This is a genomic window from Adlercreutzia sp. CNCM I-6216 (genome assembly GCF_977113345.1).
Genome location: NZ_CDSBIE010000003.1, coordinates 186,312 through 202,406, shown reverse-complemented (window position 1 = coordinate 202,406; position 16,095 = coordinate 186,312). Strand labels below are relative to the sequence as shown.

Here is a 16,095-nt window from a genome sequence, read left to right as displayed (position 1 = left end):
TTAGCGCCCCATGGTGCGCAGCCGCGCCTTGTAGGCCTTGATGTTCGCCTTGATGTCGGCCATGCAGGTGTCGCCGAAGGCCTCCAAGTAGGCGTTCGCCAGCGCGAAGGCCACCTCGCCCTCGGCCACCACGGCCGCCGCCGGCACCGCGCACACGTCCGAGCGCTCTTTCGACGCCTCCTCCACGCAGAGCGTGTCCAGGTTCACCGTTTCCAGCGGCGTCATGAGCGTCGGAATGGGCTTCATGGCCGCCGTGATCACGAGCGGCATGCCCGTGGTCATGCCGCCTTCTAAGCCGCCGGCGTTGTTCGACGTGCGGCGGAACTCGCCGTCGGCGAGCACGATGGGGTCGTGCACCTGCGACCCAGGACGCGCGGCTGCCTGAAAACCGAGGCCGAATTCCACGCCCTTGATGGCAGGGATGGAAAAGAGCGCCGCGCCCAGCCGCGAGGTGAGCCGATCGGCGCCCGTGGCGTAGGTGCCGAGCCCCGGCGCAAGCCCGCAGACTACGATGCGGAAGGTGCCGCCCAAGCTCTCGCCGTCGGACTTCGCGCGGTCGATGGCCTTCTTCATGGCGATGGTCGTCTTCGCGTCCGGGCAGCGCATCTCCGACAGCTCGATGTCGAGCGGCTTGTGCTCGGCGGCGTCGGCCATCGTCTCCTCGGGCATGGCCGCATCTCCCACCGACACCACGTACGACATCACTTCCACGCCGAGCGCCGCCAGAAACTCGCGCGCCACGCCGGCCGCGGCCACCCGGGCCGCCGTCTCCCGGGCGCTCGCGCGCTCCAAGATGTTGCGGCAGTCATCGGTGTTCGTGCGCAGGGCGCCCACCAGGTCGGCATGCCCCGGCCGGGGCGTCACCTCGCGCACCAAGTCGCGCGGCGCCTCGCCGAAGGCGGCCATACGCTCCGTCCAGTTCTCCCAATCGCGGTTGGCCACCTCAAGCGCAATGGGACTGCCGATGGTGCGACCGAAGCGGATGCCGCTCGTGACGCGCACCGTATCCTTCTCGATGACCATGCGGCCGCCGCGCCCGTAGCCGGCCTGGCGGCGGGCCAGATCGGAGTTGATGTGATCGACGGACACGGGCAGGCCGGCCGGCACGCCCGTCACGATGGCCGTAAGATTCGGCCCGTGACTTTCTCCGGCAGTGATGTATTCCATAGACGCAGCTTTCTCGCAGGGCGCGCCGACAGAGGGCGCCCGAGACAGATCGGCACCCATTGTAGCGCACGCAGAGGCACCCGACCGTTTCGGGACGGTAAAGTGCGGGCGGAAGCGGCCCCTGAGCCCTCTTAGAACTCGGCGTTGCCCACCGTGCGCGGGTGCGGGATGACGTCGCGGATATTGCTCACGCCCGTGAGGTACATCACGAGGCGCTCGAACCCGAGCCCGAAGCCCGCGTGCTGGCAGGTGCCGAAACGGCGCAAGTCCAGATACGCCCGGTACTGCTCGGCGTCCATGTCCAGCTCGGCGATGCGCCGCTCGAGCACTTCCAGGCGCTCCTCGCGCTGGGAGCCGCCCACGATTTCCCCGATGCCCGGCACGAGGCAGTCCATGGCGGCCACGGTGCGCCCGTCGTCGTTCAGGCGCATGTAGAAGGCCTTGATGCCGACGGGATAGTCGATCACGAACGTCGGGCGACCGAAGTGCTCCTCGGTGAGGAACCGCTCGTGCTCGGTCTGCAAGTCGATGCCCCATTCAACGGGATACTCGAAGGCGCGCCCGGCCGCTTGCGCCGCGAGCAGGATATCGATGGCCTCGGTGTAGGTGACGCGCGCAAAGTCGGAGGAGGCCACATGGTCCAGGCGCTCGAGAAGCCCCTTGTCGACGAACTTGTTCAACATGGCCAGCTCGTCGGGGCAGCGCTCCATCACGTCGCGGATGACGTACTTGAGCATGCTCTCGGCCAGTTCCATATCGTCCTCAAGGTCGGCGAAGGCAATCTCGGGCTCCACCATCCAGAACTCGGCGGCATGGCGCGCCGTGTTGGAGTTCTCCGCGCGGAAAGTGGGGCCGAACGTGTACACATCCCCGAAGGCCATGGCGAAGTTCTCGGCGTTCAGCTGGCCGGACACGGTGAGCGAGGCGGGCTTGCCGAAGAAGTCGGCGCTCCAATCCACCTCGCCGGCCACAAGCGCGCCGTCCGAGGCCGCGGCAGCCTCCTCGCTCACGAGCGGTACCTGGGCCGGGTCGATGGTGGTCACGCGGAACATCTCGCCGGCCCCTTCGCAGTCGCTCGCCGTGATGATGGGCGTGTGCACGTAGACGAACCCGCGATCTTGGAAGAAGCGGTGGATGGAGGCGGCGGCCACCGAGCGGATGCGGAACACGGCGCGGAACAGGTTCGTGCGCGGCCGCAGATGCTGCTGGGTGCGCAGGAACTCCGGCGTGGCGCGCTTCTTCTGCAGCGGGTAGTCGGGAGCCGAGGCGCCCTCGACGCGAATGCTCTCGGCGGCAAGCTCGAAGGGCTGCGGGGCGTCCGGCGTCAGCTTCAACGCGCCTTCGCACACGAGAGCCGCCGACACGTTCTGGTGCGCAATCTCGTCGTAGTTTTCCAGCGTCGCACGGTCCATGACCACTTGCAAGTCCTTGAAGCAACTGCCGTCGTTCAACGTGACGAAACCGAAGTTCTTCATATCGCGGACTGACTTGACCCAACCGGCAACGGTGACGGTCTTCCCGGCGAAGGCGTCGGCATCGGCGTAGAGCTGGGCGATCTTAGTGCGGTTCATTATGGCGCGACCTTTCGAGCTAGGGTGTTTTCCATTGCCGCTATGATAGCAGGACAGCGCCGCGCCGCCTATGGGGCCAAAGGCATTTCGGCCGCCCACCTGCGCCTCCGAGGCGTCTTAGGCGAGATTAAACCCGGCCGCCTGGGCCATAAGGGCGAACAGCTCGTCCTCGGGGATGTCGAGGGCCGCCTCGCCGGTGATGTCGCGCAGGATGCCCACCGTGACCACGGCCTGGCCGACGAGCATGCCGGCACCGTCGAAAAACCGGCACCCCGCCGCCCGGGCCGCCCGGGCCAGCGCCGTCTCGCCGTGGCCGTACACCACGTCGAACACCGTCTGGTCCGCGCTCAGAAGCGCCGTGTCGAAGGGGGCAGGGTCGCCCGCCTTCATGCCGAGCGGCGTGGCGTCGATGATGATGTCCGCGCCCGCGATGGCCTGCCGCGACGTGGCGTAGCTGCCGAACTTGAAGCCCACCTGCTTGTACACCTCGGAAAAGCTCAGGTGCCCTTCCTTGAAGGCGGGCATGTCCACCACCCGTCCGACCATCGCCCCCAGCTCGTCGGCGTAGGTGCGCATGACGTTGCGGGCCTTGGCCTTGTCACGGCCGATGAGGATCACCTCATCCGGCCCCGCCTGGGCCACGGCGTGCAGGATGGAGAGGGAGGTCGGCCCCGTGCCGCAGACGACGACGGACGTGCCGCGAAAATCGACGCCGGCCCGTTCCAAATAGGCCACGCAGCCCTGGCCGTCGGTGTTGTAGGCGATAAGGGCCCCGTCCTTGTTCACGAGCACGTTGGCCCCGTGGGCGAGCGTGGCCGAGGCGGCCCGCACATCGGCGGCAGCGAAAGCCTCGGGCTTATAGGGCGTGGTGATGTTGATGGAAAGGAAGTCGCGAGCCGCAAGGAACGCCTCGGTCTCGGGCGCCGTCGGCACATCCATGAGACCGTAATGCCAGGGCAGCCCCGCCTTCTCGTAGACGGCGTTGTACATGACCGGCGATTTCGAATGGCTCACCGGGTGCCCCAGCACATACAGCTTCTCGCTCACAGCGATTCCCTTCCCGTTTCGCGCGAGGCCCCTTCGACCCCGCGCTGCGCGCCCTGCCCGAAGCGGCGCGGGGCGCTTCCTTGTCCGCGGCGCGCCGCGGAACGGCTCGCCTCGCATTCCGCGATATTGATTGCCGGCTCCGGCTTGCGATCTCCCAAAATAGCCCGCTCGACGTTGCGCAGCAGCAGCGTGTGGGGCAGATCCTGCTCGACCAACGGCTGCAGCATATAGGCCTTCATGCCCGTCAGATGGGCTCCCAGCACATCGGTCGCCAGCTGATCGCCAACAACGACCGTGTCGGCGGCGGCTCCCCCGATCTTCCGCCGGGCCGCGAGAAACGCCGGCGGCAGCGGCTTTAAGGCCTTGGCCACGATGGGCATCTCCAACTCGCCGGCGAACCGGTACACGTCGGCGTGCCAGTTGTTCGAGAGCAAACAGAAGCTCACCCCGGCCTCCCGCGCCCGACCGAGCCACATCCCCACATCGCGCGGCACGCATCCCGTATCCCGGGCGCGCACGGTATTGTCGATGTCGAGCAGCGCATGAGTCAGGCCGCACCCGAGCAAATCGCGCTCGATATCGATGGCGCTGATGCGCGAGAAATAGCGATCGGGGGTGAGAAGCGCCATGGGTCGCACCTGAAGACCAAAAGGGCGCCCTTAGGCGGCCGCGCCTTCACCGGCGGCAGCATCGCCCGACCCGTCGGCGCCACCAGCGTTGGAATTATCGGCGATGGCCTGCTGATGCTCCTCGTAGGTCTTGCTGAACGCCGCCTGCATGTTGCCGTCGGCATCGGGATAGAAGTAGAAGAACATGTCCTCGGTTTGGGTCGGCTCGCACACGGCGGTGAGGCTCTCGAGGCCCGGCGAGCAGATGGGCGTCGGCGGCAGGCCCGCATTCGCGTAGGTGCTGTAGGGCGTCTCGGCGTGCACCTCCTCGGCCGTGGGCTCGCGGCCCACCTCGTAGGCCGTGGTGGCGTCGGATTCCAGGTAGGGCCGATCGGAGGCGAGGCGGTTGTAGAACACCCCGGCCACATGATCGCGCACCTCCTGGTCGCCGGTGGACTCCTTGGCGACGATGGAGGCCAGGTTCACCGCCTGGTACAGCGTGAGCCCCTGGCTCGCCGGGTAGCTGTTGGCGAAGTCGCCGAAGATGCTGGCGGTCTCCGTGCCGAACTGGTCGAGCATCATGCGCACGACGGCCTCGGCATCCATGTCCTCGGTCACGGCGTAGGTCTTGGGGAACAGGAAGCCCTCCAGCGAGTTCTCGCCGGCGCTTTCCAGAAACGCGTAGTCGGCCGCATAGGCGCTCGCGTTCTCGGAAGCGGCGAGGAAGGCCTCAGCGGTGATGCGGCCGCCCGTGGCGCTCGCCACCAGCTCGGACAGCTCCGCACGGGTGATGTCCTCGGGCACGGCGAGCGTGTCGCCCACCTGAGCGGGGCCGACCATGATGGCGCGCACCAGCTCCTCGGGGGTGCTGCCGCCCTGGAAGGTGTAGGTGCCGGGAATGAGCGCCGAGGCGGCTTCCAGGCGCGTGACCTCGTCGGTGAACTCCCGCGAGCTGCCGATGAGGCGCGCGGCCACGAGCGCGTCGCCGATGGAGGAGGCGGTCTCCCCCTCCGTGATGGTCACCTCCGCCGACTGGCCCGGCGCGAGCAGTTCCACTTGCGAGCCGGCACAACCGCGGAAGGCGAAGAAGCACACGGCGGCGATAACGACGACAGCCACGACGGCCGCGCAGATGAAGGGCGCCGGGGACTTCTTCGGCATGATGGCGCTCGTGTCGTAGGTGCGGAACTCCCGATCCCCCTTGGCGTGCGCCGCCCGGGCAGCGCGGGAGGAATGGGACGAATAGGTGACCTTCTTGCCATGGAGAGCCAAGGTGCGGCCTTTCTCTACGAAACGGCCCGGCGATTAGCCCCGCGAATACCTCAAGCGCGGGCACGCTCGTCGAGCCAAGATTGCAAAAACAGACTTGCGGCTATCATATCAACCTTGCCGCGCATCTCCTTCTCAGTCAGACCCTTTTCACGCAAACTCCGCTTGGCCTCGGCCGAGCTGAGCCGTTCATCTGCGAAAACGTGGGGAATGCCGCAGGCGTCGCTGATGCGCGCGGCCTCCTTGCGAATGCGGGCCGCCTGGGGGCCCTCCTCGCCGGCGAGCGTGCGGGGCAGCCCGCAGACGAGCAGCTCCGGCTCCCAGTCTTCCAGAAGCCGGCGGAAGGGCTTGGCGCAACCGGTCACCTCGGCGGCGGGCATCACGCACACCGGACTTGCCACGCGCTCGCCCGGGTCGCTCACCGCCACCCCCACGCGCACTTCCCCGATATCCAGCGCCATCACGCGCACGGGCTACTTCACCTCCAGCAGTTTCTGGCGCAGCTCGGCTTCCATGCGGCGCATCTCCGCCTCGGCCTCGGCACGCTTGGCGCGGCCCTCGGCCTGGATCTTCATTACCTCATCGAAGGTCTGGATGAGGTTCTCGTTGGTGGCCTTCAACGTCTCGATGTCCACGATGCCGCGCTCGGACTCGCGGGCCACCTCCACGGTGGAAGCTTTCAACTTCTCGGCGTTCTTGCGCAGAAGCTCGTTGGTCATGTCGGTGACGGCGGATTGGGCTTTGAGCGCCGCCTCGTTGTTGGCGAGCCCCAGCGCCAGCAGCATCTGGCTCTTCCACAGAGGAATAGTGTTCACGAGCGTCGTCTGGATCTTCTCGATCATGAGCATCTCGTTGTTCTGCACGAGACGGATCTGCGGCGCCATTTGCATGGCCACGGTGCGGGACAGATCCAGATCCGACAGCTTCTTCTCGAAGCGGTTGCACGCAGCGGCGAGTTTCTGCACCGCCTCGGCGTCCTCGGTGGAACCCGACGCCTGAGCCCTGGCGGACAGCTCGGCCAGCTCGCCCTCGCGCACCTCGGCCAGGCGCTGACGGCCGGCCAGAAGGTACATGGTCAGCTCCTTGAAGTAGGTGAGGTTCAGCTCGTAGAGCTTGTCGAGCGTGGCCGCGTCCTTCATGAGCTGCACCTGATGGCCCTCGAGGGTCTTGGCGATCTTGTCGACGTTGGCCTCGGCGGTGTCGTAACGGGCCTTGAGCGACGTGATCTTGTTCGCCGACTTCTTGAACAGGCCGAAGAAGCCCTTGTCGTCGTCATCAACGTCGAAGTTCTTGAGCTCGGTCACTACCCCGGCGATAAGATCGCCCGCCTCGCCCAAATCCTGGGTGCGCACCTTCGCGAGCGCCGTCTCCGAGAACGACGCCATCTTCTTCTGGGCGCCGGCGCCGAAGGTGAGTACCTGCTGGGAATTGGCGATGTCGATCTGCTGGGCGAAGGCGTCCACCTGGGCCAGCTCTTCGGCGGAAAGCGAGTCGGCGAGGCTGGGCGCGGCGGGCGTGTCCACCTCGACGATGGAGGCCTCGGCCACCTCGCCGTCGCTTACGGGATCGAGCGTGAGCGTCGGGGCGGGAATGTTCGTGAGATCGGTCAGTTCGTTGGTCATAGCATATCCTTTCACGGGCACGGTACGGATGAATCGGAAATTGCGAGGGGGCCTTGCGAGCCTCGCGCTCAAGAGCGTCCGGGGTTAGGCGCTCGAAGCCATTGCTTACGGTTTCACATCGAAGGGGCCTTCCGTGAGTCCCTCTTGGGCGAGCATGGCGTGCAGCACCGAGATGTCGGCGGACACATCGAGGGAGAGGTCTTGGTACGTGTCGTCGAAGAGCTTCTCGAAAGCGCTGTGCAACACTTCCAACGTATGCTCGATCTCGCTGCGCGAGCTGGAGATATTCTCGCCCTGAATAGGTTCCTCCTCTAACCGGTCGTAGGCATCGAGCAGCTTCACCGTGGTGGGAAGGTAGTACGCGGTCAGGCGGTCGAGCCCGGCGATGATGGCCGGCTCTTCCTCGGCGCGGGCGAGAATGCGGCCCACCACGTCCTGAATGGCCGTAATGCGCTCGCTCACCGCGGCGTCGTCGATGGCGGCGTTCAGCTCGTCCATCTGCCGCACGTAGTCGCGGCCGCAGGCGACAAAGGCGCGCTGCTCGGGCGTCAGGCGCTCGGAGATATCCTGCTCGCGGGCCGCCCGCGCCGCCGCCTCAGCTGCCCGGGCCGCCTCGGCCGCCTCGCGCTCGGCGAGCGTCTGGCGCTGGCTCTGCTGGAACTGACGATACTGGTGGTAGGCGTTCTCAGTCACCATGAGGGTGGTGTTCTCGTCGTCGATGCGCCCCTCGGGGAGGTAGCCGCCCTTGATGAGCGTGCGCGAGGCGGCAAGGGCGGCCTTGGGGCTCACCTGCATGCGCGCGGCGAGGTCGTCGAAGCCAACGGCCTCGCGCTGGCCCACCGCCCGCTGGAGAGCCTTCAGTTTCGAGGCACGCCGTAGGTTGCGGATGCCGAAGCCGAGCAACGTGGCGAAACCGGCCGTCAGAATGCCGAGGATCGCCGTCACGGCCACTTCGGGATTCCCGGCCACCGCCGGCGCCAGCGCCGAGACTAAGGCGGGAATGCCGAAAAAGACCATGCCCGCCCCGCCGGCCGCCGCCATGACGACCCCGGAGGCCGTCAGCCCCCACGACGAGCGGAAGCGCTTCTTTGCCTTGGCCAGCGGCGCCCACTGTTGGGCCTGCTGGGCCGCGGAGGTCACCGCCTGTTGAAAACCCTGGGGGACGCCACCTGTCGGCGCGCCCTGGGACGCCCCGTAGCCCGGATGCCCGTAACGCTGCTGCCCGTGGGCTTGCTGAGCCGCCCGGCGCTGCGCCTCTTCCTGGGCCTTGCGCGCCTTCTTCTCGCGCTTGCGCTTCTCCTGCAGCTCCTTATGGGCCTTCAGGTTCTTCTCGGGCGACTGCCCTAGCGCCTCGGCGGCCTCGTTCACCCCTTGGTCGACCATGCGGGCGAACTGCGAGAACGCTTTGTCAACCGACCGGCACATCTTCTGGAAATCCTTGGCCGACATGCCGGGAATGGGACTGCCCGAGGGGCCGGCCGACCAGGAACCAGTCCCCGACGCGCCCGACGCGGGGGCGCTGCCCTGAGGATGTCCATTCGCATTCCCGCTGGCGCCGCTCTGCCAGGCACTCTGTTGCCCTTGAAAATCCTCGGGCACTTCGTAAACATATTCAGGCCCAGGTTGCTGCGGCCCGGGTTGCTGCGGCGCGCCCTGAGGTCTCCCCCAGCTGTCGTACGGCCCTCGACCGCCCGTTCCCGGACTCTGCGGATTCATGGAATAACCCCTAACGCGCCCGCACGGCCATCAAACCGCGCATTCCTCATTTCTGAGTCATCTTACCACGGCACCCCCAAGCCCCCGCCCAACCGCACGGAATGCGCACCACCTTTAATTCTTTCCAAAAGCAACCACGCACGGCAAATCGCCGTATGCTAAGGAAACCTTATCGCAGAGAAAAATCAGTCGGGGCAATGTTTCCGAGCGACGCGGTTATACCGACATTTATACCGACATTTATACCGACATGACCGTCGTTCGGCGAGATTCCCTCAAGCAGCACACAGCCGTATTCCTCGAGACGCAAAAGAGGGGCGAGGCAAACCGCCACACCCCTCTCTTGATCGCTCTTCAGCGCCGCTACAGGATCATGTTGCGGGCGATCTCCAGGGCCTCATCGATGCCGTCGGGGTTCTTGCCGCCGGCCTGGGCCATGGTGGGCTTGCCGCCGCCACCGCCCTGGATGGCCGGGCCCATGGCCTTGATGATGGCCCCGGCGTTGAAGCCCGCCGCTACCGCCTCATCGGTGCCGGCGGCCATGAGCACGGGCTTGCCGTCGTTCACACCGGCCACCACCATGGCGCCGGGCGCGTCCATGCGGCTGCGCACGACATCCCACATGTTGCGCATCTGGCCGCCGTCGCGCACCTCGGTGCGCGCGATGATGACGGGATAGCCCGCCGGAGCCAGCTGCACTTGGGAGAGCAGCGTCGCGAACATGTCGTCGCCGATCATGCTCTTGGCGCGCTTGGCCTTGGTGCGCATCTCCTTCAGGGCCTTCTGGTCGGCCGCCACGCGCTCGGACACGTCGAAGGGCGGCACGCGCAGCGTGGCCGCGGCTTCCTTCAGCTCGGCTTCCACCTTGTTCACGTAGGCGAGCGCGCCGTAGCTCGTCACGGCCTCGATGCGGCGCACGTTGGCGCCCACCGACGACTCGCTCGTGATCTTCAAAAAGCCGATCTCGGCGGTGTTGTTCACATGGCAGCCGCCGCACAGCTCGCGGGAGAGGTCGCCCGCCTCCACCACGCGCACGACCTCGCCGTACTTCTCGCCGAACAAGCCCGTGACCCCGGCGGCGCGGGCCTCTTCCAGCGACGTCTCGTAAATGGTGGTGGGCGTGGCGCTCATGATGTGCTCGTTGGCCTCGCGCTCCACCTCGGCCAGCTGCTCGGGCGTGCACGCCTCGAAGTGGGTGAAGTCGAAGCGCAGGCGGTCGGGGCCCACGTAGGAGCCGGCCTGCTTCACGTGGTCACCGAGCACGCGGCGCAGCGCGGCGTGCAGGATGTGGGTGGCGGTGTGGTTGCGCTCGATGGCGGCGCGGCGGTTCGCGTCCACGCGGGCCACAACGGTATCGCCCTCGGCAAGACCGGCCTCCTCGGCGCGCACCGCGTGCACGAACAGGCCCTTCTCGGGAGCCTTCGTGTCCAGCACGTAAAGGCGTCCCTCGCCGTTCTCGATGACGCCCGTATCCCCCACTTCTCCGCCCATCTCGGCGTAGAAGGGCGTGGCGGCCAGCACCACCTCGCCGGTCTGCCCCGGCGCCAGGGTGCCCACGCGCTCGCCATCGACGACGACGGCCAGCACGCGCGTCTCGGCGGCGGTGGCGTCGTAGCCGATGAACTCCGTGGGGCCGAGCTCGTTCAAAAGATCGCTGTAGATGCCGCCGTAGGTGGACCAGGCGGCCTCGGCGTCCTTTGCGCCGGCGGCGCGGGCACGCTCGCGCTGGGCCTCCATGGCGGCCTCGAAGGCCTCCATGTCCACTTTCACGCCGCGGCCTTCCGCGATCTCCTGGGTCACTTCCACGGGGAAGCCGTAGGTGTCGTGCAGGGTGAAGGCCTCCTCGCCGGAGAGCACGTCGCCCTCAAGCTTGCCGAGGGCCTCCTCCAGGAAGGCCTGCCCCTGGCGCAGCGTGGCGCCGAAGCGGTCCTCCTCGGCCATGATGAGGCCGCGCTCCAGCTCGCGGTTCTCCACGATCTCGGGGTACACATCTCCCATGAGCCGCACGATCTCGTCCACGTACTCGTTGAGGAAGTGCCCCTCGATGCCGATGAGCTGGGCCTTCATGATGGCGCGGCGCAGCAGACGGCGCAGCACGTAGCCGCGGCCCTCGTTGCCCGGCAGGATGCCGTCGGCGATCATGAAGGTGACCGAGCGGGAGTGGTCGGCGATGATGCGCAGGGCCAGGTCGCACTCGGCATCCTCGCCGTAGGTCACGCCGGCCAGACGCTCGCCCACGGCCACCAGGCTGCGCAGCACGTCGGTCTCGTAGTTGGACTGCACGCCCTGCATGATGGCGGCCATGCGCTCGAGCCCCATGCCCGTGTCGATGTTCTTCTTCGGCAACGGCGCCAAGGTGCCGTCCTCCTGGCCGTCGTACTGGGTGAACACGCAGTTCCAGTACTCCAGGAACCGGTCGCAGTCGCAGCCCGGAGCGCAGTCGGGGCTGCCGCAACCGAACTCCGGGCCCTGGTCGTAGTAGATCTCCGAGCAGGGGCCGCAGGGACCGGTGGGGCCGGCGCGCCAGAAGTTGTCGTCCTCGCCAAGGCGCGAGATGTGGTCCTCGGGCACGCCCAGGTTCTTCCAAATCTCGATGGTCTCGTCGTCGTCCTCGAACACCGTGAAGTACAGCCGCTCCGGCGGCAGCCCCAGCACGTTCACGGAGAAGTCGTAGGCCCAGGCGCACATCTCCTCCTTGAAGTACGCGCCGAAGGAGAAGTTGCCGAGCATCTCGAAGAAGCTCAGATGACGTCCCGTGGTGCCGATGATGTCGATGTCGTTGGTGCGCACGCACTTCTGCACGGAGGTGGTGCCGATATAGGGCGCTTCCAGCTGCTTCTGCTGCAGGAAGTAGGGCTTGAACTGCACCATGCCGGCGCTCGTCAGAAGAAGCGACGGGTCGTCGGGAATGAGCGAGGAGGAGGGCACGAGCTTGCAGCCTTTCTCCTGGAAGTAGTTCAGGTACTTCTCGCGAATCTCAGCGGTGGTCATGTAACGCATAGGTGTTCTATCCGTCCTTTACGGTCAACGAAAACAGTTGCAGCAGATTATAGCGCTCCTTGCGCGCTACTTTTTGGAAGACGACGTGTCATCATGGGAATGGCGCGCCGTCACCTTCCCATGGGCCTGCGAGCGCAGCTTCGGCAACTTGCGGCCGAACAGCGTCGCGTCGTCCAGCTTGATGGGCTTCATGGAGCCGGTGGTGACGCCCGGTGACGTGGCGTCCGACAGCGGGTTCACTTCCTCGTTGTCCGACGGCACGCCCTTGAAGAACACGCCGTCCTCGGCCACCAGGTGCCGGCCGGTCTTTTTCTCGAAGTAGTAGACGAACACCGATTTGGCCACGGCCACCAGCGGGATGGAGGCGAGCATGCCCACGAGCGACCCCATAAGACCGCTCATGGCGCCGCCGAGGGCCGAGCCCACCATCAACGCGATAAGGGTGAGAGCCGGGTGGATGTCCACCGAGTTCGCCATGATCTTCGGCGAGACGAAGGTGTAGACGAGCTGCTGGATGACCACGGTCCCGGCCAGGGCGATAAGGGCCACCAGCGGGCTCACGAAGACGGCCGCGATGGCCGCGAGCGCACCTCCCAGCCACGGGCCGATGATGGGGATGATGTTCATCACGCCGGTGATGAGGCCGAGCACGGCCGCGTTGGGCACGCCGACGACCTGGAACAGGATGCCGCAGCCCACGCCGATGACAGCGCACTGCAGAAGCGTTCCCTTGATGTAGCCGCCCATGACGCGGGTGAAGGTGGCGTGGAAGAACTCGGCGTCCTCGGCGTGCTTGGGGCCGATGAGCCGGCGCGTCTCGCGGCCCATGGCCGGCAGCTCCATGAGGATCCAGAAGGCGATGACGAGCGCGAACCCTAAGGCCATAAGGCCGTTGGCCAGCGTCGTGGAGAAGGCCACGATGCCGTTGGCGCTGCCCTGGGCGATGGAGGAGGCCCACGAGGCAGCAGACTTCTGCACCTCGCTGATGACGTTCTTCACCGTTTCGTCCTCGAGCATCGGGGCGTAGCGGGCGTACAGGTCGTTGCCCCAGGCGATGACCGCATCAACATAATGGGGCAGGTTGCTGACCAAGTCGTTGAACTGGGCGTTCAGGCCGAACATAGGCGAGAACAGAAGGAAGCCGATAAGGGCGAGCACGAGCGCCATGATGACATAGGCGATCGTGGTGCCCAAACCGCGGTTGATATGGCGCTTCTCCAGCCCGTTCACAATGCCGCGCAGGCAGAAGACGATGATGACGGTCCAGATGAGAATGGCCACGGGCACCGACAGGATGTTCAGCAGATAGACGGTCGCCGCCAAAAGCAGAATGGCCGCCACCACGGCCCACAGGTCGAAGAAGCGCGTGCGGGCGCGGGCCTGCTTGGTGCGCGAGATGGCATTGGCGGCAGCGGTGGCCGCGGCGGCCGCGCTGCGCGGGTTGTTGACGGAAGCGGGCGCGTCGGCTCCTCCCTGCGATTGAGACGCGTCGGTGCTCATGGGAATCTCCTCGGGTGCAAGCTACTGAACGGTGTAGGGGCTGTTCCCCGCGGAGGCCGGCTTGGCCTGAGCCGCGGCGGCGTTGGGAGAGACGGCCGGCGGGGCAGCGGCTGCGGGGTCGGCAGGGGCCGTCGCGGCCGGCGCGGCCGGCGCGTCGGTGTCGATGTCGGCGTTGGCGTTGGCCACGGCCGCATCGGCGATGGTGCCGGCGGTGCCGGAGAGCTGGTCTTCGAAGTCGTGGGCACGTTCTTGGCTGGCTGCGTTGGCGGCCTTGACAGCGGCGCGGCGGTCTTTGCCCTCGGCGACGACGGCGCGGGCGGCATCCCCCATGGCCGAGACGGCGTCGGCAACGGTCGCCCCGCGCTCGGGCGCGCGGCCGGCCTTCGCGGCGGCGCTGGCGTCGGCAGCGGCTCCCAAGCTCACGGACTCATCGGAGGCGTAGCGCGGCTTGAACTTGCTGCGCAACTTGCCCGTGAGCGAGTTCACCAAATCGATCGGAGCGCTCGTCACGGTATCGACGGCACCGGCGGCCTTCGAGACGGAATCGGTGATCTGGGTCACATCTTCCAGAATCTGGTCGACGCGCATGAGTTCCAAATTCGCCGCGTCCACCGTGAGCGACAGACGCTCCACCAGCGGATCGACGCGGCCCACGGCGGGCTTGGCCTCCTCGGCGATCTCGTTCACGCGGGTAAGCAGCGGGTCGATCTGATCGGTCACCAGGGCATCCACATGGGCGATGAGGGGATCGACCTGGGCGGTGATCTTCTCCACGTTCTTCAGCGTGGGGGTGAGCTCCTTATGGGCGTCGTCGATGGTCGAGCGCGTCGAGCGGATGGTGAGCGCCAATTCCACGACAAACCATACGAGCACCGCGCCGACGAGCACGTAGATGACGGGCAGCGCGATGTCCACGATCCCTGCGAAATCCATGATGAGCCTCCTTATAATTCCGAAGACCTGACTATACCATTACTGGAGTCATTCTAATTAAGTTGCGCAGGGCCTCCACGGAACGCGCCGCTACGGTAGCCATTCCGTAAACGGAAGTTGACATCGTGTCACACGCGAGCGGCATCGCCAGCGGCACCCGTGCTGGGGCGCCCTCGACCGAACGTCGCCCCAGCACGATGCCTGGCTCGCTGCGCGGTGCCCGCAATGCGGCGGACGCAACACGCCGAGCCGCGACTCAACTCCCCTGGCGGTCGCGGGCGGCGGCGTCGGTGCGGTAAGCCTCCCAGCCGCGCTCGCCGGGTTGGTAGAAGCAGCCGCGCTCAAGGCCCTCGGGCAGATAGCGCTGATCGACCCAGCCGGCCGGGTAGCTGTGGGGGTACTTGTACTCGCCGTAGTTTTCCGAGCCGGGGCGATGACGATCGCGCAGGTAGTCGGGCACCTTGCGCACCGGGCCGTTGCGCACTTCGCGCAGCGCCGCATCGATCGCGGCCTCGGCGCTGTTGGACTTCGGCGCCAGCGCCAAGTAAATGGCGGCCTGGGCCAAGTTGATGCGGCACTCCGGGTAGCCGATGACCTCGGCAGCCCGGAAGGCGGCCTCGGCCACGAGCAGGGCCTGGGGGTCGGCGTTCCCGATATCCTCCGAGGCAGCGATGTACATGCGGCGGGCGATGAACTTCGGATCCTCTCCCCCGTCGATCATGCGGGCGAGCCAGTACACGGCGGCATCCGGATCGCTGCCCCGCATGCTCTTGATGAACGCGGAGATGATGTCGTAGTGCATGTCCTTGTTCTTGTCGTAGGGCAGCGCGCGGTGGGGCGTGGCGGCCCGCACCATGGCCTCGGTGATGGAAACGGGGGCCTCCTTCGTGCCCGGCGCCACCATACCAGCGGCCAACTCCAACGTTGTGAGCGCCCCGCGGCCGTCGCCGCCGGCCAGGGTGACGATGGCCGCGGTAGCGGCCTCCTCCAGAGCATAGCAGCCAGCCAGCCCCCGCGCGTCTTCCACAGCGCGACCCACCAGCTCGGCGATCTCGTCGTCGGACAGCGAATGCAGCTCCACGATGCGCGAGCGGGAGATGAGGGCTGAGTTCACTTCGAAAAAAGGGTTCTCCGTGGTGGCGCCCACAAGCACCACAAGGCGATCTTCCACCGCGTGCAGAAGCGCGTCCTGCTGGCTGCGGTTGAAGCGGTGGATCTCATCGACGAACAGGATGGTGCGCAAGCCCCCCATGACGAGACGCTTCTCCGCCGCGTCGATTTCCCGGCGCAAGTCGGACACCGTGCCCCCGATAGCCGACACCTCCACGAAGGTGGCGCGGGTCGATTCAGCGATGACGTGGGCAAGCGACGTCTTGCCCGTGCCCGCCGGCCCGAAGAGGATGACGGAGCTTAACGTGTCGTTCTCGATGGCCGCGCGCAGCCAGCTGCCCTCGCCCACGGCCTCCGTCTGCCCGACCACCTCGTCGAGCGTGCGCGGCCGCATGCGCACCGCGAGCGGAGCCACATCACGCTTCCGATCATTTTCCATAGCAGTAAACAAAGTATCCATAGCCCGTAATGGTACCACGGAGCCCGCCAAAATAATAGAACAAATGTTTTATCAATGCGAAATGCACGACAAAAAGAAGCGGCCCGGCGGAG

The 16,095-nt window shown here is 66.5% G+C and carries 12 protein-coding genes; all 12 read right to left on the bottom strand.

Annotation, left to right across the window (positions count from 1 at the left end; all coding sequences use genetic code 11):
• Positions 1–1,167, bottom strand: coding sequence for a chorismate synthase (aroC, locus tag ACYVRU_RS04410; protein ID WP_161127493.1), 1,167 nt, complete (start codon positions 1,165–1,167; stop codon positions 1–3).
• A 131-nt stretch (positions 1,168–1,298) separates the two neighbouring features.
• Entirely contained in the window at positions 1,299–2,738 is a 1,440-nt protein-coding gene (asnS, locus tag ACYVRU_RS04405) for an asparagine--tRNA ligase (protein WP_161127494.1), read from the bottom strand.
• Positions 2,739–2,855: 117 nt separating this feature from the next.
• Positions 2,856–3,785 carry a shikimate dehydrogenase family protein gene (locus ACYVRU_RS04400; RefSeq protein WP_202427830.1) on the bottom strand — a complete coding sequence of 310 codons (930 nt, stop codon included), beginning with the start codon at positions 3,783–3,785 and terminating at the stop codon, positions 2,856–2,858.
• Complete coding sequence (locus ACYVRU_RS04395) at positions 3,782–4,414, bottom strand: YqeG family HAD IIIA-type phosphatase (RefSeq protein ID WP_161127496.1); 633 nt, start codon at positions 4,412–4,414, stop codon at positions 3,782–3,784. The genes ACYVRU_RS04400 and ACYVRU_RS04395 overlap by 4 nt, the downstream gene beginning before the upstream one ends.
• A gap of 30 nt (positions 4,415–4,444) precedes the next feature.
• Complete coding sequence (gene mltG / locus ACYVRU_RS04390; RefSeq protein WP_161127497.1) at positions 4,445–5,665, bottom strand: endolytic transglycosylase MltG; 1,221 nt, start codon at positions 5,663–5,665, stop codon at positions 4,445–4,447.
• Positions 5,666–5,715: 50 nt separating this feature from the next.
• Positions 5,716–6,132, bottom strand: a complete 417-nt coding sequence (ruvX, locus tag ACYVRU_RS04385) for a Holliday junction resolvase RuvX (protein WP_117284972.1) — start codon at positions 6,130–6,132, stop codon at positions 5,716–5,718.
• Positions 6,133–6,135: 3 nt separating this feature from the next.
• Positions 6,136–7,284, bottom strand: coding sequence for a toxic anion resistance protein (locus ACYVRU_RS04380; protein ID WP_161127498.1), 1,149 nt, complete (start codon positions 7,282–7,284; stop codon positions 6,136–6,138).
• Positions 7,285–7,389: 105 nt separating this feature from the next.
• A complete protein-coding gene (locus tag ACYVRU_RS04375) occupies positions 7,390–8,709 on the bottom strand; it encodes a 5-bromo-4-chloroindolyl phosphate hydrolysis family protein (protein ID WP_461185756.1) in 1,320 nt (439 codons plus the stop codon).
• Positions 8,710–9,363: 654 nt separating this feature from the next.
• Entirely contained in the window at positions 9,364–12,000 is a 2,637-nt protein-coding gene (alaS, locus tag ACYVRU_RS04370; RefSeq protein ID WP_461185755.1) for an alanine--tRNA ligase, read from the bottom strand.
• A gap of 66 nt (positions 12,001–12,066) precedes the next feature.
• On the bottom strand, positions 12,067–13,500 hold the full coding sequence (locus ACYVRU_RS04365) for an AI-2E family transporter (protein WP_417176713.1): 1,434 nt from the start codon (positions 13,498–13,500) through the stop codon (positions 12,067–12,069).
• A 21-nt stretch (positions 13,501–13,521) separates the two neighbouring features.
• Positions 13,522–14,433: a DUF948 domain-containing protein gene (locus ACYVRU_RS04360; RefSeq protein WP_461185754.1), complete on the bottom strand. Its 912-nt coding sequence runs from the start codon at positions 14,431–14,433 to the stop codon at positions 13,522–13,524.
• Between the two features lie 256 nt (positions 14,434–14,689).
• Positions 14,690–16,003: a replication-associated recombination protein A gene (locus tag ACYVRU_RS04355; RefSeq protein WP_041714386.1), complete on the bottom strand. Its 1,314-nt coding sequence runs from the start codon at positions 16,001–16,003 to the stop codon at positions 14,690–14,692.
• Between the last annotated feature and the right edge of the window lie 92 nt (positions 16,004–16,095).